27 protein-coding genes and 1 pseudogene are annotated in these 25,846 nt (G+C 37.7%); 21 read left to right on the top strand and 7 right to left on the bottom strand.

The window, feature by feature from the left end:
* Positions 1 to 16: 16 nt before the first annotated feature.
* Genes ACOI1D_RS10725 through ACOI1D_RS10715 form a run of 3 tightly spaced genes read left to right on the top strand, consistent with a single transcriptional unit; the run spans position 17 to position 1,981 of the window.
* Positions 17 to 808: a fumarylacetoacetate hydrolase family protein gene (locus ACOI1D_RS10725; RefSeq protein ID WP_422501282.1), complete on the top strand. Its 792-nt coding sequence runs from the start codon at positions 17 to 19 to the stop codon at positions 806 to 808.
* Positions 805 to 1,560: a fumarylacetoacetate hydrolase family protein gene (locus ACOI1D_RS10720; protein WP_422501281.1), complete on the top strand. Its 756-nt coding sequence runs from the start codon at positions 805 to 807 to the stop codon at positions 1,558 to 1,560. The genes ACOI1D_RS10725 and ACOI1D_RS10720 overlap by 4 nt, the downstream gene beginning before the upstream one ends.
* A gap of 34 nt (positions 1,561 to 1,594) precedes the next feature.
* The gene (locus ACOI1D_RS10715; protein WP_422501280.1) at positions 1,595 to 1,981 is read left to right on the top strand and encodes a 5-carboxymethyl-2-hydroxymuconate Delta-isomerase; all 387 of its coding nucleotides are present in this window, start codon (positions 1,595 to 1,597) and stop codon (positions 1,979 to 1,981) included.
* A 319-nt stretch (positions 1,982 to 2,300) separates the two neighbouring features.
* Here the strand turns inward: ACOI1D_RS10715 and ACOI1D_RS10710 are convergent, their stop codons facing one another.
* The 3 genes from ACOI1D_RS10710 to ACOI1D_RS10700 all read right to left on the bottom strand — a co-directional run bounded on the left by ACOI1D_RS10710 (position 2,301) and on the right by ACOI1D_RS10700 (position 4,117).
* Positions 2,301 to 3,230 carry a prenyltransferase gene (locus ACOI1D_RS10710; protein ID WP_422501279.1) on the bottom strand — a complete coding sequence of 310 codons (930 nt, stop codon included), beginning with the start codon at positions 3,228 to 3,230 and terminating at the stop codon, positions 2,301 to 2,303.
* A gap of 62 nt (positions 3,231 to 3,292) precedes the next feature.
* Positions 3,293 to 3,790, bottom strand: a complete 498-nt coding sequence (locus tag ACOI1D_RS10705; protein ID WP_422501278.1) for a hypothetical protein — start codon at positions 3,788 to 3,790, stop codon at positions 3,293 to 3,295.
* A gap of 57 nt (positions 3,791 to 3,847) precedes the next feature.
* Positions 3,848 to 4,117, bottom strand: a complete 270-nt coding sequence (locus ACOI1D_RS10700) for a heavy-metal-associated domain-containing protein (protein ID WP_422501277.1) — start codon at positions 4,115 to 4,117, stop codon at positions 3,848 to 3,850.
* Between the two features lie 327 nt (positions 4,118 to 4,444).
* On the opposite strand from ACOI1D_RS10700, the gene ACOI1D_RS10695 reads away from it, so the two are divergent.
* From ACOI1D_RS10695 to ACOI1D_RS10680, 4 genes are all read left to right on the top strand, one after another.
* Positions 4,445 to 4,894: a flavodoxin gene (locus tag ACOI1D_RS10695; protein ID WP_422501276.1), complete on the top strand. Its 450-nt coding sequence runs from the start codon at positions 4,445 to 4,447 to the stop codon at positions 4,892 to 4,894.
* A 147-nt stretch (positions 4,895 to 5,041) separates the two neighbouring features.
* Positions 5,042 to 5,209 carry a hypothetical protein gene (locus ACOI1D_RS10690; RefSeq protein ID WP_422501275.1) on the top strand — a complete coding sequence of 56 codons (168 nt, stop codon included), beginning with the start codon at positions 5,042 to 5,044 and terminating at the stop codon, positions 5,207 to 5,209.
* The gene (locus ACOI1D_RS10685) at positions 5,209 to 5,583 is read left to right on the top strand and encodes a hypothetical protein (RefSeq protein WP_422501274.1); all 375 of its coding nucleotides are present in this window, start codon (positions 5,209 to 5,211) and stop codon (positions 5,581 to 5,583) included. The genes ACOI1D_RS10690 and ACOI1D_RS10685 overlap by 1 nt, the downstream gene beginning before the upstream one ends.
* 45 nt (positions 5,584 to 5,628) lie before the next feature.
* The gene (locus ACOI1D_RS10680) at positions 5,629 to 6,336 is read left to right on the top strand and encodes a Crp/Fnr family transcriptional regulator (protein ID WP_422501273.1); all 708 of its coding nucleotides are present in this window, start codon (positions 5,629 to 5,631) and stop codon (positions 6,334 to 6,336) included.
* 141 nt (positions 6,337 to 6,477) lie between these two features.
* On the opposite strand, the gene ACOI1D_RS10675 is transcribed toward ACOI1D_RS10680, so the two are convergent.
* Together ACOI1D_RS10675 and ACOI1D_RS10670 are read right to left on the bottom strand one after the other, a co-directional pair.
* Positions 6,478 to 8,055: a sodium:solute symporter family protein gene (locus ACOI1D_RS10675; protein WP_422501272.1), complete on the bottom strand. Its 1,578-nt coding sequence runs from the start codon at positions 8,053 to 8,055 to the stop codon at positions 6,478 to 6,480.
* A gap of 30 nt (positions 8,056 to 8,085) precedes the next feature.
* Positions 8,086 to 8,196: a symporter small accessory protein gene (locus ACOI1D_RS10670; protein ID WP_422501271.1), complete on the bottom strand. Its 111-nt coding sequence runs from the start codon at positions 8,194 to 8,196 to the stop codon at positions 8,086 to 8,088.
* A gap of 270 nt (positions 8,197 to 8,466) precedes the next feature.
* Between ACOI1D_RS10670 and ACOI1D_RS10665 the strand changes: the two genes are divergently transcribed.
* Both ACOI1D_RS10665 and ACOI1D_RS10660 read left to right on the top strand, forming a co-directional pair.
* Complete coding sequence (locus tag ACOI1D_RS10665; RefSeq protein ID WP_422501270.1) at positions 8,467 to 9,258, top strand: SDR family oxidoreductase; 792 nt, start codon at positions 8,467 to 8,469, stop codon at positions 9,256 to 9,258.
* Between the two features lie 148 nt (positions 9,259 to 9,406).
* Positions 9,407 to 10,222, top strand: coding sequence for a ZIP family metal transporter (locus ACOI1D_RS10660; protein ID WP_422501269.1), 816 nt, complete (start codon positions 9,407 to 9,409; stop codon positions 10,220 to 10,222).
* Positions 10,223 to 10,449: 227 nt separating this feature from the next.
* Here ACOI1D_RS10660 and ytaF read toward each other — a convergent pair whose 3' ends face one another.
* A complete protein-coding gene (gene ytaF, locus ACOI1D_RS10655; RefSeq protein WP_422501268.1) occupies positions 10,450 to 11,085 on the bottom strand; it encodes a sporulation membrane protein YtaF in 636 nt (211 codons plus the stop codon).
* A gap of 547 nt (positions 11,086 to 11,632) precedes the next feature.
* Positions 11,633 to 12,070, bottom strand: coding sequence for an Rrf2 family transcriptional regulator (locus ACOI1D_RS10650; RefSeq protein WP_422501267.1), 438 nt, complete (start codon positions 12,068 to 12,070; stop codon positions 11,633 to 11,635).
* A 139-nt stretch (positions 12,071 to 12,209) separates the two neighbouring features.
* On the opposite strand from ACOI1D_RS10650, the gene hmpA reads away from it, so the two are divergent.
* The 12 genes and pseudogenes from hmpA to ACOI1D_RS10590 all read left to right on the top strand — a co-directional run.
* Complete coding sequence (gene hmpA / locus ACOI1D_RS10645) at positions 12,210 to 13,451, top strand: NO-inducible flavohemoprotein (RefSeq protein ID WP_422501266.1); 1,242 nt, start codon at positions 12,210 to 12,212, stop codon at positions 13,449 to 13,451.
* Between the two features lie 129 nt (positions 13,452 to 13,580).
* Complete coding sequence (locus ACOI1D_RS10640) at positions 13,581 to 14,057, top strand: hemerythrin domain-containing protein (RefSeq protein WP_422501265.1); 477 nt, start codon at positions 13,581 to 13,583, stop codon at positions 14,055 to 14,057.
* Positions 14,058 to 14,196: 139 nt separating this feature from the next.
* Positions 14,197 to 16,368: a DNA topoisomerase 3 gene (locus tag ACOI1D_RS10635; RefSeq protein WP_422501264.1), complete on the top strand. Its 2,172-nt coding sequence runs from the start codon at positions 14,197 to 14,199 to the stop codon at positions 16,366 to 16,368.
* A gap of 294 nt (positions 16,369 to 16,662) precedes the next feature.
* Positions 16,663 to 16,758: a YjcZ family sporulation protein gene (locus ACOI1D_RS10630; protein WP_422501263.1), complete on the top strand. Its 96-nt coding sequence runs from the start codon at positions 16,663 to 16,665 to the stop codon at positions 16,756 to 16,758.
* Positions 16,759 to 16,824: 66 nt separating this feature from the next.
* Positions 16,825 to 16,944, top strand: coding sequence for a YjcZ family sporulation protein (locus tag ACOI1D_RS10625; protein WP_422501262.1), 120 nt, complete (start codon positions 16,825 to 16,827; stop codon positions 16,942 to 16,944).
* A gap of 339 nt (positions 16,945 to 17,283) precedes the next feature.
* Positions 17,284 to 18,948 (top strand): acyl-CoA dehydrogenase family protein, encoded by a 1,665-nt coding sequence (locus ACOI1D_RS10620; protein WP_422501261.1) that lies wholly within the window; start codon positions 17,284 to 17,286, stop codon positions 18,946 to 18,948.
* Positions 18,949 to 19,574: 626 nt separating this feature from the next.
* Complete coding sequence (locus ACOI1D_RS10615; protein WP_422501260.1) at positions 19,575 to 21,170, top strand: ATP-binding protein; 1,596 nt, start codon at positions 19,575 to 19,577, stop codon at positions 21,168 to 21,170.
* A gap of 4 nt (positions 21,171 to 21,174) precedes the next feature.
* Positions 21,175 to 21,861, top strand: a complete 687-nt coding sequence (locus tag ACOI1D_RS10610; RefSeq protein ID WP_422501259.1) for a response regulator — start codon at positions 21,175 to 21,177, stop codon at positions 21,859 to 21,861.
* Positions 21,862 to 22,374: 513 nt separating this feature from the next.
* Positions 22,375 to 23,379 (top strand): tripartite tricarboxylate transporter substrate binding protein, encoded by a 1,005-nt coding sequence (locus ACOI1D_RS10605; RefSeq protein ID WP_422501258.1) that lies wholly within the window; start codon positions 22,375 to 22,377, stop codon positions 23,377 to 23,379.
* Positions 23,380 to 23,443: 64 nt separating this feature from the next.
* Positions 23,444 to 23,899 carry a tripartite tricarboxylate transporter TctB family protein gene (locus ACOI1D_RS10600; protein ID WP_422501257.1) on the top strand — a complete coding sequence of 152 codons (456 nt, stop codon included), beginning with the start codon at positions 23,444 to 23,446 and terminating at the stop codon, positions 23,897 to 23,899.
* Positions 23,900 to 23,940: 41 nt separating this feature from the next.
* On the top strand, positions 23,941 to 25,452 hold the full coding sequence (locus tag ACOI1D_RS10595; protein ID WP_422501256.1) for a tripartite tricarboxylate transporter permease: 1,512 nt from the start codon (positions 23,941 to 23,943) through the stop codon (positions 25,450 to 25,452).
* 11 nt (positions 25,453 to 25,463) lie between these two features.
* Positions 25,464 to 25,846 (top strand): annotated as a pseudogene (locus tag ACOI1D_RS10590) (SLC13 family permease); the annotation flags it as partial.

Here is a 25,846-nt window from a genome sequence, read left to right as displayed (position 1 = left end):
GCGAGGGAGTGATTTTGTGCATCAAGCAAAAGTGAAATTTTCAGGTTCGACTCAATTCGATGAAATTGTTGTTGATTTTTCAGACGAAATTAAATGGAATGGAGCAGCTTATAATCATCAGGATATAGTTTGGCAACCGCCTGTATCTGGAACGATTTATGGTACATTATTTAATTTTCAGGGACAGCTGGATTTGATGAAAGATGCATTGCATGAAAAACCGTATAATGCCCCACCTAAGAAACCAATTATGTACATAAAACCAGGAAATACCATCAACAGCCATAATGGTCCTGTTGCTATACCTGAGGGAGAAAAAGAAGTCCAAGTCGGTGCTGCGTTAGGTATTGTTATTGGGAAAACAGCGACGAATGTCACGCAGGATAATGTAACGGACTATATCTCCGGATACACAATAGTTAACGATGTTAGCATTCCTCATGACAGCTTTTATCGACCAGATATAAAAAATAAAGTTAGAGATGGTTTTTGTCCAGTCGGGCCATGGGTTATTGATAGAAACGCTGTAGATGATCCGAACAATTTGAGCATCCGTGTACATGTTAATGGAGAGATTGTACAGGAAAACAATACGAATAATCTAGTTCGTTCTGTTTCTGAACTCGTGTCAGAGGTAACTGATTTTATGACTCTATATGAGGGAGATGTACTAATGGTTGGTGTCCCTGAGAAAGCTCCCATTGTCAAACATGGTGACATGGTTCGAATTGAAATTGAGGGTGTAGGGTTTTTGGAAAATACATTTATAGACGAACAGGAATTTGTTCCAGGGGGTGGTCTTAAGTGAAGCACGCGCGTATCGCTTGTTTTGGCGGAATACACCATGCAGAGGTAATAGATGATAAACTGAAGCTTGCAGATGGACGAATTGTATCGCAAACTGACGTCGTTTGGATGACGCCTGTTGAAGCAAGAACTATTTTTGTACTTGGTCTAAATTACGCAGATCATGCCAGTGAAATCAGTGTTAAAGCACCAGAAGAACCATTGGTATTTTTAAAAGGACCAAATGCAGTTGTTGGGCACGACGGTCAAACAAGAAGACCTAAAGACGCGACACATATGCATTACGAATGTGAGCTGGCAGTTGTCATCGGTAAAACAGCCCGAAAGGTTAATAAAGACGATGCATATTCCTATGTAAAAGGTTACACCATTGCCAATGACTATGTTATTCGTGATTATCTCGAAAACTATTATCGACCAAACTTACGTGCAAAAAATAGGGATTCTTTGACACCACTTGGCCCTTGGTATGTAGACCGCAACGATATCAGTGATCCAATGAATCTGAACTTACGTACATATGTAAACGGGGAGCTTAAGCAGGACGGGTCGACCAAAGATATGGTGTTTGGTATTTCACAGCTGATTGAATACCTTAGTAGTTTTATGACGTTAAGTGAAAATGATATAATTTTAACAGGAACTCCAAAGGGCACTGTTCATGTCTATGAAGGTGACGTGGTAGAAACTGAGATTGAAGGAATTGGGTCGTTGAAAAGTACAATCGTTGGTGATGAAGCATACACGCGTTGAAACTACTAGCTTTAAAAGGAAGGAATGATTCAGAATGCCACATATAACAGTTGAATATACCGATAATATTGAAAATCAGGCAAATATAGGTGTTTTTTTAAAAATGATTAATCAGTCATTAATTTCAGAAGGGGATACCTTTACACCTGGAGCAATCCGTTCGCGTGCGATCAAATTAACTGAATACGTCGTTGCAGATGGCACAGCAGATGATGATGCTTTCGTTCATGTTACGATGAAAATAGCCCCAGGACGTACACCAGAAGTTAAAAAAACTGCATGTGATCATTTATTTGAAATGATGCAAGCTCATTTTGCTGATCTTTACGAAAAACGCTATTTAGCACTATCACTTGAACTATTTGAATTTGGTGAAGGTGGAACCTATAAGCAAAATAACATTCACAATCGATATAAATAAAATTAATGGCTGGCCTGCTTAAACATCGCAGACCAGCTTTTCTGTTGATTTGGCTTAATTAATTAAAATCGAGCGCTGTCAGGTGGAAATCGAGCAACGGAATGATTTTTCGAGCACCAACAGCGTGGCGCTCGATTTCCTTGGCGTGGCGCTCGAATTTTTTAATTGGTGCTCGATTTCTAGGGAGTGGTGCTCGATTTTTTTCAATCGATGCTCGATTTCATGTCGACACCGTTCTCCCGTCTTACATACCAGGCAATCCACCACAAACCAGCTAATGCAACTCCACATATCCCATTCGACCACGTATTTAATTACCCTATCCAAACAGCCATAATCCAATAAAGAAGAGAAGCCCGAATCCCCAGTGATTTCTTGCTGCCCACTTCATACCACTAACTTCTTCTTTACGTGCTGCACCGTTACGGAATGACCAGATTAACCGTCCAGCCAGAGGGGTGGCAAGTAGGACGATGCTTGATTGCCACGGAAGTAACCTGAAGGCAATTAATAAAAGAATGGAAAAATAAGAAAGTACCAGTAAACTAGTTAGTAAGTAGACAGCTTTTGCACGGCCGAGAGTTTTTGCCAGTGTATTGCGGAATTCCTTATCCTTTTCGAGGTCTCTTATATTATTTGTCAGGATCATAGAAGCAATAAGTAAAGTAAATGGTAATGAAACCATGACAGCTTGAAAACTAAGTGGGTTCCCTTGAACAGTATAGGCAAGTATTGTAATAAGTGGTCCGAGAAAAATAGCTGCTACCACTTCGCCTAGGCCAATGGATGAAAATGAGTGAGAGCCTGCTGAATATACATAGCCCGCCAAAATACCTAGTGACCCCGCTACTATTACCCAAAGACTGCTTATTAGGGCAATCCAGAAACCAATTATCGCTGCAAGAACAAACATCGTCCCTACAACAAATGGAAGGCTATTGTGAGAAGGACCATGTATGGTTGAATCTTTATCGATTGAATGGACCCATTTTTCCTGGTCCTGGCCATTCTTAAAATCATAGTAGTCATTTATTATATTAGTTGCAGCTTGAACAAGCAGTGCTGAGACTACTAAAGCGAGTAAGATATCATATCGAATTGATGTGGTAGCTGCAGCTAAACTGGTACCAACAAGAATTGGAGTAATAGTTCCAGTTAAAGTCATTGGACGGATCAACTGGAACCAGGAACCTCGATAATAATACCTGTCATCTAACTCCATATAAATACTTGTATCTTTTGGTCGCAATCTAATGACCTCCTTTATCAGGATTTGTCAGTTGAATTAATTTCCATACAATCATAAAAAGTTTACAGGGAAACCATTAAAAAAATCAGAACAATAAATCCAGCAACTTCGATCGATTCTATAGCTATTAAACGAATGAGAGCATTCGTTAACGGTTTTTTATTGCCACTTGCTGCATCTTTCCAGAGGTCTACATTTGTAAATAGTTTTATGGCAAATCGGTAAGCAACAAAAGTACCCCACATGAGCGTGGCCAGAGAAGTAATCAGAGTCGTAAACCAAGTATTACCATAAGAAGTATTCCATACATCGTTCCAGGTGTTGATTGGACCAGCAACAGTACCTAGTAAAATACCCGTTAGAATTACGAAGCTTCCCACACCAATGAACAACCAATGTGTCCATTTAATTAGAGCAAGAAAGAATTGTTGTTGGATGTTATAGGTAAGCATTTGAGCTGCAGGAAACACACCCCATCCAGTAAATAACACACCACCTACCCAAACAATAGCCAAAAATATGTGTATTACCAAAAGTAATTGGCGAATTTCCCAGGCCATATCGATCAACACCTTTTGCATAGAAGTACGACGCTCTATTCAATCTTGACCAACATTTTATCTGGTCATTCTCTGTTCCAATAAAGGATTATCTCTTTTTTTACTATCAACTATTGAAGATAAAAAAACTGGATAACCCAATTTAATAATCGTTTCTTCTATTTTAATTGAATCAATAAGCAATTCATCAAATTGCACCTTTACCCTGCTCGAATTAAACAATACTTTTGCGTCTGCTACGCCATTCATTTTTTTTAACTTTCCTTCTATCTTATTAATACATGATGGGCAAGTAAGTGGTTCTAATTGAAATTTAATTGTTTTCATTTCTGATTCCTCCTTGTTATCTATGGCTTAATCATAAGATAACTTTCCCTGTAATTCTTTGACACAGGTCAAGGTTTGTTGAACTTTTTTAGCAGTAAAAACTTTCTTTCTGTATAAGTGCAACCGTTCTAAAAAGGATGCATGAAGAAAAATGTTACCGAAAAAGGCAAAAATTGATTATGGTCAATTAACTTAAATTGGTTAGGGATTATCCTATTAGTATAGGAAATAATTTTTTCGCAGGTAAGAAAGTACAAATCCTTTCTTACTGCATCAGTGCAACTAAGGCTTAGCGATAAACCAAGTTTTCTAAAAGGGAGGATTAACATGGGGCAACTGTTAATTTTGTACGCAAGTGGAACTGGAAACACGGAACTGTTGGCTGAGGCTATGGTCGCTCATTTGAAAGCTAATAATTGTCAAGTAAGGATGAAGACATTTGATCTCGATTCCATTGATGTTGATGAAATCTTTGAATACGATGCAGTATTGATTGGGACTTATACGTGGGACGATGGAGAATTACCATATGAAGTAGAAGATTTTTATGATGATTTAGAGGATGTTGATGTGACAGGAAAAGTATTCGGTGTTTTTGGATCTGCTGACTCTTTTTATGATACGTATGGTGGTGCAGTTGATCTCATAGCGGACCGGTTGGAAAAATCAGGTGGTAGATTGGTTACTGAACGATTAAAGGTAGATTTAGAACCTGAAGAGGAAGATATTTTACGGTGTGAACAGTTTGTTGATGAAATCCTCGAGTTGATGAAATAACTGTAGGTGTTTTACAAAGGTAATCAAATAAATATTTAATCTCAACCGTGACATAACTCACTATGCAACAATTAGATTGGGTATAGACTTTGATTAACAAGTAGCGAATCATACTGGAGGTTAGAAATGAAATAGGAGGGAATTCTTATGGAAAAGCAAAACGTAATGTTCTATGATTCTTTTTTTGAAATTGATCGGATGATTAACGAAGGATTAGGTGGTGGATTTATCAACTCAGAGTACGCCGAAACGCAAATGGAACTGGAGGAACAGAAAGCAGAAGTAGATAAAAGCCAGACAGGGTGTGACAGCTGATGATGAAGTTGATTAGTCTACATTTTATTTCTCCGGTTGAACTTGACACAGTATTCACATCTTTTCTTGTAGAAAATAACATTATTTTGGTTATTGCTATCCAGACACTTGCACTTTCTCTTGTTTTACGGTCAGTAAAGGTGTTTACTATTGAATTAGGGCTATTAATCTTGTATTTTTTTATTCAAACACCTGTAACAAATCCAGTATACATTTTACTTGTTTTGGTTCAGATTTTACTAGTTGTATTCACTTTCTATAGATTTAAAAAAGCCATCGATACGGTATATCAACGGCAGCTTGAGAAAACACACCAGATGCCACGAAAAATTACCAGCAATGGTTATAATGGTTCACGAAGCTCTTTTCTTTAGCCTACTACTGTAGCAAGGAAGGGCTACAAAGCAGGAGGAATTAATATGGAAAACGTTTCGAATGAAGTGATGAAAAACAAACTTTGCGTTTCAAAAGTACCGATATTTAACAATTTGGAACATGAAGAGATGGTCGAAATTGCTAAAATGAGCCAACATAAAAAGTTTGAGAAAAAAGAATTAATCTTTCGAGCTGATGATCCTTCCAGTCATTTGTATATCGTTCATAAAGGAAGAGTGAAGATATACTCATTAGCGGAGTCAGGGAAAGAACAACTGGTACGAATTATGGAACCAGGCGATTTCATGGGTGAGTTAGCTATTTTTAAAGAAGAGCCACTAACCTGTTTTGCAGAAACAATGGAAGCAGCAGAGATATGTATGATTCCGAAAAAAGATGTGGTTAAGCTATTAATGGTAAGGCCAGAAGTTTCTTTGAAAATTCTTAGTGAGCTTAGTACAAGACTGAAAGATACAGAGGAATCACTTGAAAGATTTAGGTCCAAGGATGCGGAAAAAAGGCTTGCTTCTTATCTTGTGGAACTTGGCATAAAGGCCCATGATCCAGCCATTAATACGCTGAAAATCACATTGCCAATGAGCAAAAAAGATCTTGCCTCCTATCTAGGTATGACCCAGGAAACTGTTAGCAGAAGGCTCGCTTCTTTTCAGGAGCGAGGATGGATAATGCAGGAAGGTCAACGTAAAATTATTATTTCAGAGTTAGAAACACTTAAGGAAGCATCCATATAAACTATTTTTTCCTTTTAACAGGGAAATACAGAAATGGATCGCAACGAATTAAAGGTTGTTACATTTCAATAAAAAAATCGCCATTCCTTATACAGTGGAATGGCGACGGTCGTTTCGCTCATATTTTTTTCGAATTTGAGGTTAAACGTTTTCTTTAAGTTCCTCTTCTTCAAGCTCGATTCTACCTTTGGTTAATAAACTAACGACTATTAAAGCCAATGCAGATAATGGTAAAGCATAAAACAATGGATCAACGAACGTCCATGGGAATCCAAGTAAGGCTTCTTTTCCAAAAATAGCTTGTGAAATACCAAATGCTGACGACTCTGATATGTGGAAAAAAATGAACCCAATTATACTTACTGAAAATCCTGTAACTGTACTTGCAATTGCACCTTGTTTTGTTGCATTTTTCCAAAATAGAGCACCGATTAAAGCTGGCAAAAATCCTGCCGCACAAATACCAAACCAGAAGGCAGTCGCACGTGCGATAATACCTGGAGGCAATATATAAGCTAAGATTACTGCTGCAAGTACCCCAATTAAAACGCCAATTCGAGTTGTATCTAATTTAAGTATTTTTTTCACACCGACATTTTTTAAAATGTCTTCACCAAAAGCAGTTCCTTGTAGATGAATCAACGAGCTTATTGTTGATATGGTCGCTGCAAGTAACGTTAGCGTGAATAAATATATAAACCATTCTGGCATTAGTTGATTAATGAACATTGGAATAACTAAATCAACGTTACCTGTGGCCACTTCAATTGCAATACTACCGCTTTGTTGAAAAAAGTACAGATTGGAAAGAGGTCCAATCATAAATGCTGCACCAGTCATGAAAAATATGAAGATTCCACCGATCAGTACAGAACGGTACAATGACTTATCACTGCTAACTGTCATTGCGCGCATAGCAAGCTGAGGTTGTGCGAGAACACCAATTCCAACCCCCATTATAATCGTGCTGACAACAGTCCACCACAGCTGAGATCCAAAAACAGGCATGGATGTCCACCCTTGGTGGCCTTGTGCAACTAATCCTTCGGGGACCATATTTTTCATAGCGGCCAGCCCCTTGTGAGCAGCTTCGACACCACCTAAAACCTGATAAGTTACTACAAGCAAAATAGCCATTCCGATAAACATGATTACTGCGCCAAAGGCATCTGTGTACATTACTGCTCGAATACCACCACTAATGACATAAATCCCTACGATAATTGCTAAAATAAATAAAGCAATATCATAATTGATGGATAGAGATTCTTGCAAGAACCTTCCACCACCAACTAATACTATACTCGTATATGCAGGCATGAACAGGAAAATCATAGAAGCAGTAAAAATAGTCATAAATTTTGACTTGTATCTTTTACCCAGCAAATCAGGAAATGTGTATGCATCTAACGTTACGGATAGTCTGCGGATTCTTGTCCCAAAGACCGCGAATGCAACTAAAACTCCAAGTCCAATATTTAAAAATGCTAACCATAACAAACTAAATCCAAATAAGGACGATACGCCACCAAACCCAACAAGTGCTGAGGTACTGATAAACGTTGCCCCGTACGATAAAGCCATTACAAAAGGACTAATTGTACGCCCCCCAACTAAATAGTCAGCGCGGGAATTAGTTTTGGTATACCCATAGTAAGCTAGTGCTGACATGATGGCGATAAAGATAAGACATACGATTACTAGAACCATATAATTCATTTAAAAACCCCCCTTTATTAAGTGAAAATACTATGAATCCCCTTTATTCCATGCAAAAATACCAAACACAACACAAACGATTGCGGAAATAATTGTTCCGAGCCATGCAGCTATTATCATAGGATCACTCAGTCCAAACATGATTTTCCTCCTTTTAATAAGCACGTTTTAGTAAGCGCTTACATTTTGGTGTGGAATTTCTTAAAATGTATATCATGTATTATATGATATATGATTTACTAATAAATTTCAATATAATATGAAAATTTAGAGTACTTATCAATGAATGTATTACTTGGCCAGTCAAATTCACTTGTTAAGTGCTATTAATAAATGATTGCGTTATTATTGAAAGGGGTAATGCATTTAAAGACATTTAATATTAGGACTAGAAAAGAGGGAATCGTGCTTATGGATTTATTTTTAAAAAACAAGTCAGTAATCGTAACAGCAGGAAGTAAAGGTCTGGGCAGGGCAATTGCTACAGAATTCGCACGTGAAGGTGCTACTGTTTTGATCGCAAGCCGGGATGAAAAAAATCTGCAGGAAACTGTTGCTTCTATTAAAAAAGAAACAGCCAATGAAAATGTTACTTACATAGTTTGCGATGTAAAAGACCCAGACGCAATAAAAGCGATGGTTAAAAAAGCTTCTGACTGGAATGGTACGGTTGATATCTTGATAAACAATGCAGGTGGCCCACCAGCTGGAAAATTTTTAGATATGGCTGACGAGGACTGGTATCATGCTTTTGAACTCAATTTATTAAGTTTTATCCGGACGACACGCGAAGTTGTGCCGTTCATGAAAAAACAGCAAAGAGGTCATATAGTCAATATCGCATCATCTTCAATTAAGCAAAGTTTGGACAATCTAGTTTTATCAAATACAATGCGCCCTGGAATTGTGGGACTTTCAAAAAGTTTATCACAAGAATTAGGCGGGGATAATATACTAATTAATGCGGTTGGTCCTGGAACGATAGAAACAGATCGGATTAGTGAGTTGAACCAGCATAGAGCAAGTGAACAAGGAATTTCTGTAGAAGAGGTCAAAACTAAAGCAGAACAATTGGTACCGATGAATCGTTATGGTCAGCCTGCTGAATTTGCAAAAGCAATCGTATTTCTGGCTTCTGGTGCAAACACATACATTACAGGCCAATCGTTAATTGTAGATGGTGGATTAATTAAAGCATTGTAAAAAAATTTATCTTATTGTTTACTGAATGCAAAATTTATATTCCAGGTGAACAGTAGTCTTTTTGCAAACAACTACTAACTAGGTAAGAGGAGAACCAAACCACTCATATGGGTGTAATGTTTTCCAGGGAAAATGGAGCGGATGAACAATGTTTGATTACATGGAAACACTCGATCCCCTTGTTTTAGCCTTACTGGCAACGTTGTTCACTTGGGGAATGACGGCACTTGGGGCGGCACTTGTTTTTACCCAGAAAAATATGAACCAGAAGTTTCTGGACAGTATGCTCGGTTTCGCGGGCGGTGTTATGATTGCAGCAAGCTTTTGGTCATTGCTTTCGCCTGCATTGCAGATGGCAGAGGATGGACCAGTACCAAATTGGATACCTGCTGCAGTAGGTTTTATGCTAGGTGGACTTTTCTTGTGGGGTGTGGATAAGGTATTACCCCATTTACATCCTGGTGAAAAGATGGATAGTGCGGAAGGAATAAATCCCAAAAAGAAAAAGCGTAGTACCTTGCTAGTACTCGCAATCACGCTACACAATATTCCAGAGGGTCTTGCAGTGGGGGTGGCGTTTGGTGCTGTTGCAGCAGGGTTTGAAACAGCCACAATTGCTGGCGCTGTGGCACTTGCAATTGGAATTGGAATTCAAAACTTCCCAGAAGGTGTTGCAGTTGCGATGCCATTGAGACGAGATGGCATGTCACGTAAAAAAAGCTTTATGTATGGTCAGCTTTCTGGTTTAGTTGAACCGATTGCAGCTGTGATTGGTGTGCTTGCCGTTACATTTGTGGAACCAATGCTGCCTTATGCGTTAAGTTTTGCAGCTGGGGCAATGATCTTTGTAGTGGTTGAGGAAGTAATCCCAAGCTCTCACGAAGAGGGTAACAAGGATTTGGCATCATTAACATTAATGGTGGGCTTTACTATTATGATGATCTTAGATGTAGCCCTTGGGTAACTTGAATAACAAAAAACATCCTGTTGCTTAGATAATAGCAGCTGGATGTTTTATTTGCAGGTAAGAAAGTATAAATCCTTTCTTACTGCATCAGTACAAATAAGGCTTTTGCCATTAAGCCCTGGCGATAAGCCAAGTTTTCTAATATCTTTTTAAAAATTCAATCGAGAAACACTCATACCCGATCGAAAACCACCCAACTCCCACAAACTCAACTCAGACCTGAATTATAAAATATTCGATATACCAAGTGCTATTAAAAATAACGGTGGCAATAATGTTATTCTATTGATGGAAGTATTGTTAGCTATCAAAATACCTGCATTAATACCACAATACACAAATAAACCACTCATTACGCCTATTAATGAAGCAGTAATAACTGGTGAGTATCCCAACATTGCAGCCCCTATTCCTGCTCCAAACGCATCAAGAGCTAGAGCGGAACCCAATAATAGAGCTTCAACTCCAGATATAGAACCCGACTGGTCTAAATCCGCATGCTGTGGTTTACTGAGAACACTTTTGTACTTTTCTATATTACTTGCCTCAAGTAATTTATTTTGATTCTTTTTAAAGGTCCGATCGCTAATTTTGGAACGCGCAGCATTTACTAGACAGTAAAAACCAATAGCAATTAAAATTGAACCACCAAACCCCTCAGCAATTTCTGGATCAACAAACTTACTAAGATATGTTCCGATAGTCATCGAAATTAAGACAATGATTCCAGAACAAAGCATTATGATTGTTAACGCTAAAGCCGGCACACGAATTTTCCTCAAACCATACGTAATCCCAACACCAAAACCATCCAAACTAACTGCTATAACCAGAAGAAATAATCCAAAGTAAAAAAACATTTTATATCATTCCTTTATATATGTTTTAAACATTGTATGGGTTATCGCATGAAATGTGAGAAAATGTCTGAATGGGTTTTTAATTTTAAAGCTAAAAGATTATTGTTTATGACACAATGTGTATAAACTGCGACGTATGCGCTGAGTTGTTTTCCGCGGGCACGGCCTCAGCCTCCTCGAGAAAACCACTCTGCGGGGTCTTCAGACTTGTGCTGTTCCCGCAGGAGTCAACGGTCCTTCGCTCCAAGCAACTATCGTAATAGTGAATGAACTATAAAGTGCTATTCATCACGTTAGCGAAGGAAAAAGACGAAGACTGATATGGGAAAACGAAGTGTTGAGACCCCACAGTGAGCGGTTTTGGCGATCGTGGAGGCTCAGCTCAAGCCCTAAGGTGCGCGTAGTGATTTCTCCGCAGCGGTTGTTGAGCATGGAACATGATTTTTAGTTACTTCGCATTTTCTATCAAATGCGAAGTTAAAGAGCAGCAAAATTTACGCAAAGAGCCTATTTTAAAAAGAACTAATTGAAATATAGAATATAGTCATTAGTCAATTCCCATTAACTTTTTAAGTTGTCCCTCATTTGAAATTAAATCCTTTATTGTGTAGTCATCCAGAACGTGTAAGAAAGCCTCTACAGCTTCACTTAAGGCATTCTTTAATTTACATGCTGGTGAAATGACACATTGATTTTTAGATTGATCAAAACATTCCAGAATCATAAAATCATCCTCGAACTGACGCACGATTTCCCCTACGTTCATTTCCTCTGGTAATTTTGCCAATCTGATTCCACCGTTACGTCCTTGAACAGTTTCCAGGTATCCCTTTTTATTTAACTCAAATACAACTTTTCTTAAGTGATTTTGTGATATTAAAAACGCATCTGAGATCTCGCTTATTTTAGCGAGTTGACCCTCGTTTTTCATACCTGAATAAATTAAAACTCGTAAAGCATAATCTGTATATTTTTTTAATTGCATCTAAAAGTCTCCCTCAGAATTGTTAACAAAATTGTAACAGCAATCCCGCTGTTTATTCTATTAAAAAGTGTTATGCTTTAATTGTGCTAAAACATGTATATAGAATACATGTTTAATTATAAACTAGGAGTGTTAAATTTTGAATACAGAGACAAAAACAGGTTTAGACCAGAAAACAATCGATACTATTAAAGCAACTGTGCCTGTTTTAGAAGAACATGGAACACAAATAACTAAGACGTTCTATCAACGCATGTTTGAAAATCATCCAGAATTAAAAAATATATTTAACCAAACTAACCAACGAAAAGGAGATCAATCAAAAGCTCTTGCAGCAACTGTTTATAAAGCGGCTTATCATATTGATCAATTGGAAATGATTCTTCCACAAATAAAACAAATTGCTCAAAAACACAAGAGTTTAAATATAAAGCCCGAGCACTACCCAATAGTAGGGAAATACTTATTGCTAGCGATGAAAGAGGTATTAGGTGATGCAGCAAATGAAGATGTGTTAGGAGCTTGGAAAAAAGCATATGGCGTAATTGCATCTGTATTTATTGACTTAGAAAAAGATATGTACAAAGAATTGGTAAATACTACAGGTGGTTGGACAGACTTCCGTAATTTCAAATTGATAAAAAAAGTAAAGGAGAGCGATGTTATCACATCCTTCTACTTAGAGCCAGCAGATAACAACCCATTTCCTTCCTATCAACCGGGTCAATATATTACTGTTAGAGCCGAAATTAAAGGAGAATCACATGCACATTTGCGTCAATATAGTTTATCTGCTGCACCTGACGAGGGATATTACCGAATCAGTGTAAAACGCGAAGATGCTTTCGAACATTTGCCAGCAGGTATTGTTTCTAATTTCTTGCATAACAATTTAGAAGTTGGCGGTATTCTTCCTATTAGTGCACCTTCTGGTGATTTTGTATTAGATCAAACTGACGAACGTCCTCTAGTATTGATGAGTGGTGGGGTTGGGCTTACTCCGATGATTAGTATGCTGGAAACGGTTGTGAAACAACAACCCGAACGGGAAGTTTTTTTTATCCATGCTGCACAATCAAGTTCTGTTCATGCCATGCGTGACACAGTAAATGATATTACTGAAAGATATAGTCAGGTTTCATCCTATTTCATTTATGATCGCCCAACAAATGAAGATAAGCTAATGAAAAACTATGATAAAGAAGGATACATAGATGCTGAGTGGTTAATATCTATTTTACCAACATTCGATGCGTCATTCTATTTCTGTGGGCCCACGCCGTTTATGCGAGCAGTTTATCAGTTGTTATCAGATAATCAAGTCGTAGATAGTGATATTAATTATGAATTTTTTGGACCTAGCTCAAGCATTACTGGTTAGAATCATGCACAATTCTGATTCATTTAGTTAGGTATATAATTTACTAAGCAGTAGTGGATTATAGTAAAGAAATAATATGTTAAAATAAGGAAAGACTTATTAAGGTATTCAAGCGAGGAGGTTAGAGCATTGACGAAAAAAACGGGTATAAAAAGACATGAATCTCTTTACCCCTTATCGCATCATCACTATCATGCATTGGTTATAGCACTTAGGTTGAAGCAAGTAGGTACAGAGAAAAGTAAGCTTTCGCTTGAGGAAACGACAACAAGCTTAAAGCAATTTTGGAAAGACGGGGGACAAGAGCATTTCAGAGAAGAAGAAGAAATTTTGTTGCCAGCATACGCCCAGTATACGAAGATAGAAGAACAACCGGAAATCTCGCAGATGCTGCTGGAACATGTGAAAATCCGATCGATGATTAACGCGGTTACGAACATGGAAAGTGCTTCCGTAGAATTATTGCAGGAGCTTGGTGTCCTGCTTGAAACTCATGTTAGGAAAGAGGAACGTGTTATTTTTCCTATGATTGAAGAAGCCCTGCCAGAAGAGAAACTAAAAGAACTATCAGCTTATCTACATGTTAATTATTTGGATTCCAACTAACCTTTTTAAATTAAAATGGTTAGTTTTTTTCTTTCGGTAAACTTAAATCTGATCAGTAGTCTAGCTTTGATGACAGTTGAAATTGAACAATTATGATAAACTGGTAGAAGGTTATTTAATATAGAAGGGATTTTTTTATATGAGTAAAACAGTTGTACTAGCGGAAAAACCATCCGTCGGGCGTGATATTGCACGTGTCCTTAATTGTACTAAAAAAGGAAATGGTTATATAGAAGGGTCTTCATACATTGTTACATGGGCGCTGGGTCATTTAGTTACGCTTGCAGATCCGGAAATTTATGATGATAAGTATAAAACATGGAAGCTTGATGATTTACCGATGCTGCCGCCAAACTTGAAATTAGTGGTAATGAAAAAAACTGGTAAACAGTTTAATGCTATAAAAACACAGCTTAATCGTAACGACGTACGTGATATTGTCATTGCTACAGATGCGGGGCGTGAGGGTGAGCTTGTTGCAAGATGGATTTTGGAGAAGGCTCACGTTAAAAAACCTGTTAAAAGGTTGTGGATTTCATCTGTAACCGACAAAGCTATCAAAGATGGATTCAAGCAATTGAAACCTGGTGAGCGCTATTTAAATTTGTATGATGCGGCTGTCGCTCGCTCTGAAGCTGACTGGTACGTTGGTTTAAATGCAACTAGGGCGTTGACGACTAAACACAATGCCCAGCTTTCTGGTGGCCGTGTACAGACACCAACACTTGCCATGATAGCAGCACGGGAGAATGAAATTAAAGCATTCAAACCTCAGAAATTTTATGGTGTCCAGGCGGTTACAGAAAAGGGTTTGAAATTAACATGGGTGGACGATAAAAATAATAACCGTACATTTGCTAAAGATAAAGCAGAAGCGATTTCACAAAAAATGAAGAATAAGAACGCGACCATTACATCAGTTGATAAAGCACATAAAAAGACATATGCCGCACAACTGTATGATTTAACAGAACTTCAACGTGATGCTAACCGTATTTTTAATTATTCTGGTAAACAAACACTGTCGATTATGCAAAAGTTATATGAGCAGCATAAAGCTTTAACTTATCCAAGAACTGATTCACGGGTCATTTCTACTGATATTGTTCCAACTTTAAAAGACCGTGTAAGAGCTTGTGGAGTAGACCAATATGCTCGATTTGCCGGCAAAGTTTTAAAACGGGAGCTGAAGCTTTCAAAGTCTGTCGTTGACAATTCCAAAGTATCAGATCACCATGCAATCATTCCAACTGAAGAATCGATTGTTTTAGACGATTTGAACGATAAAGAAAGAAAAATATACGATTTAGTTGTGAAAAGATTTCTTGCAGTTTTATCAGATCCACATGAGTATGAGCAAACTTCTATAGAAGCTAAAATTGATGATGAGCGGTTCACTGCAAAAGGGAAGCGAGTAACTAAAGTAGGATGGAAAGAAATTTATGACAACAGAATTGATGATGAAGATGATAAGGGAGATCAAACACTACCCAAATTAGCAAAGGGTGATACGTTCGATAAACTAAAGGTGTCCATAACAAATGGTGAGACAAAACCACCTGAACGTTTTACCGAGGGTGGACTTCTCCAAGCAATGGAAAACCCAGCGCGGTTTATGAGCTCGGATGAGAAGCATTTGGCAGGCAGTCTGACAAAAACTGGTGGGCTTGGTACTGTTGCAACTCGAGCTGATATCATTGAAAAGCTTTTCAATGGCCAATACATGGATAAAAAAGGGAAACATTTGTTTTTAACATCAAAGGGAAAGCAATTACTAGAACTTGTTCCAGAAGATCTACGTTCACCAGCGCTTACCGCTGAATGGGAACAGAAGCTTGGATTAATTGCGGATGGCAAACTTAAAAAAGATGCATTTATCTCTGAAATGAAGGGCTACACGAAAGAAATTGTACAGGAAATTAAAGGTAGTGAAGAAACGTTCAAGCATGATAATATGACGGGTACAAAGTGTCCTGAATGTGGCAAGTTGATGCTGGAAATTGATAACAAAAATGGCAAAATGCTTGTGTGCCAGGATCGCTCCTGTGGGAGTAAAAAAAACATAGCGAAACGAACGAATGCAAGGTGTCCTAATTGTCATAAACGTTTAGAATTACGTGGAGAAGGCGAAGGGCAGACGTTTACCTGCAAATGTGGGCATCGTGAAAAACTTTCAGCATTTAATAAACGTAAGCAACAGGAGAAGAAACATAAAGTTTCAAAAGGTGAAGTCAATAAGTATTTAAACAAACAAGATGATGATTTTAAAAATAATGCCTTAGCAGATGCTTTGGCTAAGTTAAAAAAATAACAAGGAAATTTGATCCCCTGGTGATACGGGGGATCTTTTTTAATGGAAACATTTAGAGAATCTTAATGCCAAATAAGCCTTGAATAATAAAAGTCTAAATTTTTTTCTGTAAACCGGGTGACTTACCTATCCAGTTTTAAAAAACATACATACATTAAATGTAAACCATGAAAAGGTGAATAACTATAATATTGGTTTTTACGCTAGTTTACTTTGTTGGTCATCTTATTCTTTGGTAATTCACCAATAAATTTGGTAATTCCTATTACATGTAAATTAAAGGGGGGATTTCATATGAGTTACGGTTCTTGGGGTAATGATGGCTTCATCCTGTTAGTTGTATTATTCGTCCTGCTTGTAATTGTTGGTAACAATTATCCAACAGGTTAACAAGGATGGGGTTAAACTCTGAACAGTTGAGATCTGAATTTCTGGTTATAAGGAGGTGACTAAATCATGGGCTTTGCATACGGCTACCCTCAAGGGGGGCAAAATGGATTTATCTTACTTGTTGTGTTGTTTGTGTTACTCGTAATCATAGGCAATAACTATCCAACAGGTGATGGTGGTTATTAAAAAAATAATTAGACGAAGAGTCACTTCCAAATAGGGAGTGGCTTCTTTCTTTAGCTTGTATACCACTACTTACGGTTGTAATTTTAATTAGATCGGCTTGTAAAAGTTAAAAAACTGCTTCACGGGTAGACCTGGATAATCAAATAGAGGTGTGAGCTCATAATAGGGCAGGTTAACGCAGAATTTCAATTACTGGTTGCACTTGACGTCAACGTTAATGGTAAACTGTAGTTGTTAGAATGTTATAAAAAAGGTGATTGCTGATGAAACAAGAAGAAACATACTCTATTTCAGAGTTGGCAACATATTTTGGTATTACTAAAGGCAGGAGGTCAAAAAGTGAAAAACTTCTATCAAGATGATCCAAATCTTAAACAATTACTTAAGAAAAAGTTACCACAAGATTTTTTCAGATGGGCAGATAAAGAATTAGATGAATATGGACGAAAGTGTGCAAATGAGATAGATGAACGTGCTGTACACACTGATCGGGAGGGGCAGCCGAAATCAATCCGTTACGATCGGATGGGAAACGATTTATCACACGTTTGGTTAAATGAAGGATATAAAGAGACTGTTAAAGAAACATATAACGCGGGTATTGTGGGCTATGTTCATAAAGAAATTCCAGAGCTTGGACACAAAGGTAATTATCTCTATTCATTTGCACAAGGATATTTACTTTCACATGCAGAGCCAGGCTTTTATTGCCCGGTAACACTGACCATGGCGACTGCTTATTTAATCGACCATTACGCCACGGATGGTTTGAAAGAAAAGTACTTACCAAACGTTTTATCAACTGGTGATGTCGAGCTGTTTGAGGGTGCTACCTTTTTGACAGAAAGGCAAGGAGGGTCAGATGTAGGTGCGAGTGAAGTCAAAGCTGTAAAGGAAAATGATTATTACCGGATTACTGGTGAAAAATACTTCGCAAGTAACGCTGGAGCATGCGGTGTTGCGATGGTTCTGGCGCGCTTAGATGGTGCACCACCCGGTACTAAGGGGCTAAGTTTATTTCTGGTTCCATGGGAAGAGAATAGAGCAGAAGGTTCACTGCTAATTCGCAGATTAAAGGACAAACTAGGTGTCAGGGCAGTTCCATCAGCAGAAATTGAATTCGAAGGTGCAAAAGGATATCTTGTCGGGGAGGAAAACAAAGGGTTTTTCTACATGATAGAGGCTCTGAACCTCTCACGTGTCTCGAATGCAATTGCATCACTGGGGATTATGCGACGAGCTTATCTGGAGGCCAAAAATTATGCGGAAAGTCGAATTGCCTTTGGTAATAAATTAACAAATTATCCAATGATAAAAGCTACGTTGGGTGAAATGGCTGCAAAGCAGGAGATAGAAACTAATGCTGTGTTTGAAGTTATTAATCTGATGGATGATGTTATGGGAGTTGAATCGAAGAAGGAAGCATCAAAGAAAGAACAAATACTTTTCCGGCTATATGTTGCTATTATGAAAAAGGAAACGGCCGAACAAGCTGTTCACTTTGCTCATGAATCTATTGAAATGCATGGTGGAAATGGATATATTGAAGATTTTGTTACACCACGATTGCTACGTGATGCACAAGTACTGACAGTTTGGGAAGGAACTGCAAATATACTTGGACTAGAAGTGTTAAGATTGATAGGGAAGTATTCAGCAGATGAATTGTTTTTAGAGAATATGATTAATAGGTTGAATAGGGTTCAAGAGAAATTCAAGGTAGAAACTGGGGTACTTCCTGTTGTCACTGAAGTTAACAATCTAAAAGAAAGAATTGATGAAATAAAGAAAATGTCTTCTGATCTGCAAACCTATTATAGCAAGGATATTGCAAAACGGATGGCAGATATTTTCGAAAGTGTTATTGCAATAGAGTTAAGTGTTCTAGGTAACGCGAGACAAAAGGCAGTCAGTGAAGTTTTCTTAGAATCAGTATGGAAGAGGGAGCGAATCAGTCATGAACCAGCGGTATTGGAACACTTTGAATTGCTTACCGGATTGTAAAGATTTTTGTTTAGCAGTAAAGAAGTATAAAGACCTTCTTTGCAATTAAAGCTTTCACCATAAAAGTTTCACGATAGGTCAAGTTTCTGAAAACTCCCTTCTCTTTAATTGAGTAGGGAGTTTTTTTCTGAAGGCTGTTTTCTAACGTTTTTAGATAAAAAATGTATAAACTGCGACGTAACCTACCGCTACGGAAATACACTCGCGCACCTTAGGGAGGCTGGTGAGCCTCCTCGTGCTACGCACTGCGGGGTCACACCGATGCCTTTCCTCCCGCAGGAGTCTTCGTGTATTTCCTTCGCTAGCATAGCGGATACAAACGACCATCATGATAAATAGCAAATAGCAAATAGCTTACTACTGATTGATTGAAGCGTAGAGCAGTCGACTCCTGCGGGAACAGCGCGAGTCCGAAGACCCCGGAAAGCGACTGCCCGTACCCGGAAATCAGTGCAGTAGTTACGTCGCAGTTTGTATCAACTGTGAAGTTCAAAAAGCAATAAAACTTACGAAAAAAGGTTTTCTAAAAGAATGATATATAAACGGTCGAGAAAATTTCATCTATTGTTAATAGTGTGGTAAATTAATAGAAGAATTGCTTCAGGATTAGGAAGGTTGTTGCAGAAATGAAGTTGGTTAGCTTACAAACCAAAATATTGGGTTTAATTATTGCTTTAATTCTATTAGTAACCATTCTAATTACTGGTATAATAGCCTATCTTGAATCAGAAGAAACAACTGAAAATATAGGGAAGCGAGCTTTGCATGTTGCTACTACTGTCTCGCTTATGCCATCGATTAAAAATGCCTTTAAACTTGATGACCCAGAGGTTGTCATTCAACCAATCGCAGAAAGAATCAGGAAAAAGGTTGGGGCTGAATTTATAGTTGTAGGAAATGCAAAAGGGATTCGATATTCGCATCCAGATGAACGGAAATTAGGAAAGCATATGGTTGGTGGGGATAACACAAGAGCTTTAGTCTATGGAAAATACTATACTTCACAGGCAGTTGGGAGTCTAGGTCCTTCACTACGTGGAAAAGCACCAATTATTAATGAACAGGGCACAATAATAGGACTTGTTTCAGTAGGATTTATGGTCGAGGATATCAAAATAATTGTATTTAAAAAACTATTAAAGATCAGTAGTATTTCCTTAATTGTTATGGCTTTTGGAATACTCGGGAGTGTACTACTGGCTCGAAATATTCGTAAAGACACATTAGGACTTGAGCCATATGAAATAGCGTCTTTGTTCCGTGATAGAAATGCTATACTCCTTTCAATAAAGGAAGGAATTATTGCTATTGATCGAAATGGCTATATCACCATGATGAACCATTCAGCTAAAAACATTTTGGGTTATACGGATGATGGTCGAATAAAAAAGGTTGAAGACATTTTCCCGAACACCAAAATGTATGAGGTACTTAAAACGGGCATAAGCGGTAAAGATGAAGAAATGTCTTTACATGACCGGGCTGTAATAGTTAATCGGACACCAATTATGGAGAATAATGAGGTTGTTGGTGTTGTAGCAAGTTTCCGGGATAAAACTGAAGTGAATGAGATGTTAAATGCCTTGTCTGAAGTTAGGAGGTATTCAGAAGATTTACGAGCACAGACACATGAATTCACAAACAAACTATATGTTTTGTCAGGGCTGCTTCAATTAGAACATTACGATGAAGCAATTGAGTTAATCCAGAAAGAATCTGCCTTTCATTTAAACCAAAATAAAGTAGTCTTGGAACAGATCAAAGATAAGACTGTTCAGGCAATTTTGCTAGGAAAAATCAGTAAGGCTTCTGAGAAAAAAGTGGATTTTATAATAGATGAAAATACTTCTTTGGATGTCGTACCAAACCAAATTGATATGACAAAATTAATAACAATACTAGGGAATTTATTGGACAATGCAATGGAAGCGGTTGAGGGTAATCAAGTTAAACAGGTTACATTTTTCGCTACAGACATAGGAGAAGATATCATATTTGATATTACTGATAATGGTACAGGTATAGAAGAAGAAATAATGTCTCAGTTGTTTAAAACAGGATTTTCTACTAAACAGGCTTTCGACCGTGGATATGGGTTAGCTTCTGTAAAGGATATTGTCGATGAATTGCATGGGATAATTGAAGTTTACAATAAAAGCGATTGTGGAGCAGTTTTTTCTATCTTTATACCGAAAAAGTTAAAGAACAGTGGGGAGGAATAATCAAATGATCCGTATAGTAATTGCAGAAGATGATTATCGAGTAGCTGGTATTCACGAAGCGTTTTTGTCAAAGATAAGTGATGTAGAAGTTATAGGTAAGGCACTAAATGGAGAAGATACACTGCAACTGGTAAAGAAACTCCCAATTGATTTAATTTTACTGGATATTTTCATGCCTGATATACTTGGAACTAAGCTCATTCGTAAGATTCGTGATTTGAATGCATCTATAGACATTATTATGATCTCCGCTGCAACAGACAAATCAATGGTTGAGGATGCACTTAGAAATGGTATCTTAGATTATATTATTAAGCCTGTAAAAATGGATCGGTTTATTGAAACAATTGAAAAGTATAAAAACACAAGGAAAATATTAAATAAAAAAGAAGAATTAGATCAAGCCTTTTTAGATAACTATTTTGGACATCAACAACTTGATAAGTCTAAAAGCCAGCTTACCCCCAAAGGAATTGACCCTTTAACACTGGAGAAAATTAAAAGTATTATAGACACCAAACAGTTTGGGATTACAGCGGATGAAATGGGAGTTGAAATCGGTGCGTCCCGAACAACAGCCAGACGGTATTTAGAATACTTAATATCAATTGGTACCTGTACGGCGCAACTGGAATATGGAATTGTCGGAAGGCCTGAACGAAGATATCTTATGCTGACGAAAACATCTTGATTTAATCTTATGGGGGTTTGGGAGAGAAAATCCTGATTTCAAAGCAACTAACATATTTAGCATTGATTTTAACGAGAAATTAACAGTATAAATGGCAAACGGGAACGTTCAGATGAAATCTGAACGTTTTTTTAATACTTACTGACGGCGGAGAGACGGTTCGTTATTTCTATTAAACTGGTAAAATAAGCTGTTTTGCGGACACACTGATACCTTATTTGGACTATATCTTGTAAAACTAAGGTTATTATCAAATAACGTAGCAGATATCCGCTAGCATCTAGATCTCATTTATTTTCAAATAATGTCCGCTCCGTTGCTAGAAGGCACGTTTTTTGGGTTTCTCCGTGGAATGATTTCGCCTAATTTAACTTCACGTGAACAAAATGAACAAAATAAACACAAAAACCTTTTGGTGTTTTATTTTGAAAACGGTTACATTTCAGAATAATTCATTTACAGTTATACCTAGTACCAATGAGTGGGCTCATTGGAAAATAAGGGGGAATTAAAGTGAAAAAGTTATTACCATTTTTAGCACTAGTATTTTTAATGATTTTCACAGCAGCATGTTCGGATAGTGAGGAAGCAAGTAAAGGTGCAGATGGGGAATGGACACCGGATAAAGCAATTGAAATTGTGTCTCCATCTGGAGCAGGGGGCGGTTGGGATACAACAGCCAGAATGGTTGGGAAAGTATTTAACGAAACAGGTATTATTGAACAGGATATTGGAGTAGTAAACAAGCCAGGTGGAGGCGGAGCAGTAGGCTGGGCTTCTATTCATGAAAAAGAAGGAAGTAATACAGACCTGTTTGTATCATCACCACCAATTTTGTTAGTCCCATTAAACGGACAATCGGAATATGGACACGAAGACTTTACACCGCTTTCTAATGTAATTGCTGATTACGCAGCATTTGCTGTAACAGCCGATGCAAAATGGGATAACTTGAATGAGTTGTTTGATGACATGAAAAAAGATCCATCAAGTGTAACTGTAATCGGGGCATCTTCTCCAGGAAGTATGGATCATATTCAGTTTGTTAAGATTGCAAAAGCAGCAGGCGTTGATGTAACAAAGATTAAGTATGTATCAGACCAAGATGGAGGAGCACTAACTGCATTATTAAACGGAAGCGTTGATGTATATTCTACTGGTGTTGCCGAAACTGTCGAGCAAGTAAAAGCAGGCAAAATCAAAGTACTTGGTGTTACATCTGAAGAGCGGTTAGAGGGAGATGTTTTATCAGATTTTCCGACTGTTAAAGAACAGGGAATAGATGCTACATTTGTTAACTGGCGTGGATTCTTTGGTCCACCAAATATGGATCCAGCTGCAGTTAAATTTTATGAAGAGAAATTCAAAGAGTTAAGCGAATCTGATGAATTTGCTGAAATTCGCAAGAAGTTTGGCTGGAGTGAAATGTACATGGATAGCGCGGAATATAAAGCATTTTTAGATGAAGAAAAGAAAGATATTAAATCGTTATTAGAAGAGTTGGGGCTTGCTAAGTAAGGATAGACAGGTTAGCCAATGATCTAGGTCATTGGCTTTACTTTTTAGAAGAGGTGGTATAAGCATGTTTCATACATTGAATAAGAAAATATCCATTTTTTTGATTATTTTAGCCATTGGTTATCTTGTGTTAAGTTTCCAGCTACCATCATATGCATACGTTCCAATTGATGCTGATCTTGTGCCAATTTGCCTTGGTGTTTTGTTGTTGGTTCTGTCTATCATTCTCTATTTCACCAAGGATCAGGCTAAGAAAGAAAATGATGACGATCATATATCAAAAAGTGAGCTAAAAATAATCCTCGCAGTAATCGGCTTCATTATTCTTTTTATATTTTTCCTTGAAATCTTGGGCTTTATTATAACTACAGTTCTATTTCTCTTTTTTTGTTCCCTTTTTCTTGGATATAAAAGACATATTATTAACGCAATCGTTTCTCTTAGTGTACCAATATTAATCTACTTATTATTCGATTCATTTTTACAAGTGCACCTGCCGACAGGAATTTTACCTTTTTAAAAGGCTTTGTTGGCCATGTGTGATTAGAAGGAGGTAACAGCATGGATGTGTTTCACGGACTTGCACAGGGGTTTCAAGTAGCCTTAAGCTTTGAAGGTTTAATGTTTGTATTTATTGGTGTTGTTGTAGGTACGGTTATCGGTATGATCCCGGGCCTTGGACCTATTACGGCGATTGCAGTAATGATTCCAATTACATATGGAATGGATCCTGCAATTGCCTTGTTATTGATGGCTGGGGTTTATTATGGTGCAGCATATGGGGGAGCAGCCTCTTCCATTCTATTAAATGCACCTGGAGTTTCTGAAGCAGTTGCCACAACGTTTGATGGCTATCCAATGGCTAAACAGGGAAAGGCAGGTAAAGCCCTTGCTATAGCTGCAATCGGCTCATTTGTGGGTGGAACAATTGGTATCATTTTCCTTACCTTCCTGGCACCGTTGCTATCAAAAATGGCTGTATCATTTGGTCCACCAGAATATTTTGCATTAATGCTAATGGGATTAACCGCCATCGCTAGTCTAGCGGAGGGTTCAACAGTAAAAGCGCTTATTTCAGGTGTTATAGGTTTGATGATTGCCACTATAGGAATTGATGGCCAAACTGGAACACTTCGCTTTACGTTTGGGAATCCACACCTTTTGGAAGGTATTGATTTTCTAGTTATTGCATTAGGATTATTTGCCCTTGCAGAGGTCACTTCGCTTATTAAAAATAGAAATGAAAAAATGGATGACATGCACAATGTAGGTAGTCTTAAGCTTACCAAAAGTGAATATAAGGAATTGGCTCCTACGATGGGAAGACAGTCTGTAATTGGCTTTCTTGTAGGAGTGTTGCCTGGAGCAGGAGGTACAATCTCATCCTTTCTAGGCTATATTAGTGAGAAGAAAATGTCGAAAAACTCTGATGAATTTGGTAAAGGGGCAATACGTGGCGTTGCAGCCCCTGAAACAGCTAATAATGCTGCTTCAACTGGTGCGTTTGTACCACTATTAAGTCTAGGTATTCCTGGATCGGGAACTACAGCTGTAATGTTAGGTGCTTTAATTGTACTTGGAATTCAGCCAGGTCCATTATTAATGGCAGATCATCCAGATGTATTCTGGGGTGTAATTGCAAGTATGTATATTGGTAATGTTCTGTTACTCATACTGAACTTACCACTAATTCCATATCTGTCTCGAATTTTACTTGTGCCAAGACAATTGCTGATTTCATTAGTTATTGTATTTTGTATTATTGGAGTCTATGCGATTAGCTTTAATACATTTGACTTGTACCTTCTATTAGCATTTGGAATAATTGGTTATTTTATGAGAATTATTCAATTTCCTGCTGCACCATTATTACTTGCTTTCATACTAGGAGGCATGATGGAGCAAGCATTTAGACAATCATTAACGATTTCCAATGGAAGTCTTTCAATCTTTGTAACGAATCCAATTTCAGCCACAATGCTGTTAATTGCTTTCTTATCTTTCCTTGTACCACTAATTAAAAATCGTAATTCTAAAAAGAAGGCTAAAGCAGAAAGTGAACAAGGATTGTAAGGGTAAAAAAGATGAAATCAAAAATTATTTACTGTTTACTATTAAGTACGTTGGTTATCTGTACACATGAGTTTATTTTAACCAGTTTCACCATAGACCAACAGTTAACATTGGGGTTATTATTGTTTGCTGTCTACCTATGGGTGGCGGCACCTATCCCAAGTGGTGCGGGCAGTATTTTACTGCTCGCCTGCATGCTTTTGTTTGGGTTAGTAGGTAGTGTCGAGGAGGCTTTTAGTGGTTTCCTGTCTCCAGCGCTTTACTTTATCCTGATGTTGTCATTGCTTAGCTACTCACTCGTCTATGTTGGCATAGATAAAGTGATTGCCAGATTTTTGGTGGTGGTAAGTAAAAGAGGCCCAATCACATTAGTAGTTACAATGCCAATTTTTAT

Origin of the sequence: Virgibacillus sp. DJP39 (assembly GCF_049310925.1) — a bacterium.
GTDB lineage: Bacteria > Bacillota > Bacilli > Bacillales > Amphibacillaceae > Virgibacillus_F.
This window is presented reverse-complemented; position numbering and strand designations above follow the sequence as displayed.